Genomic DNA, 434 nt, shown 5'->3' on the forward strand with positions numbered 1-434 from the left:
GTCTACGGATTCATCCGCGTCGTGTTCGATCTGCTCGGACCGCCGAACTGGTCGGCGGGTGTCGTCGTTCTCGTGCTCGGCGGAGTGACCGCGGTGATGGGGATCCTCTATGCGCTGATGGAGAAGGATCTCAAGCGCCTGCTCGCCTACAGCACGATCGAGAACATCGGCGTCGTGTTCGCGAGCCTCGGTCTCGCATTGGCGTTTCAGGCGAACGGCTACGGCCTGGCGGCGGCCCTCGCTTTCACAGCCGCGCTGTTCCACGTCCTCAACCATTCGTTCTTCAAGAGCCTGCTGTTCTTCGGCGCCGGTGCGGTGCTGACGGCCACCGGCGAACGCGACATGGAGAAACTGGGCGGCCTGATCCCCCGCATGCCGCTTACCAGCTTCGTCTTTCTCGTCGGCTGCGTTGCGATCTCGGCGCTTCCGCCGTT

At 63.8% G+C, this 434-nt stretch carries 1 protein-coding gene; it reads left to right on the forward strand.

Going from position 1 to position 434, the window contains the following annotated elements; all coding sequences use genetic code 11:
• On the forward strand, positions 1-434 hold a 434-nt coding region (locus SOP85_RS31160), incomplete at both ends, for a proton-conducting transporter transmembrane domain-containing protein (RefSeq protein WP_323629428.1).

It is taken from the genome of Pseudomonas sp. YuFO20 (assembly GCF_035064975.1).
Classification (GTDB): Bacteria; Pseudomonadota; Gammaproteobacteria; order Pseudomonadales; family Pseudomonadaceae; genus Aquipseudomonas; species Aquipseudomonas putida_AE.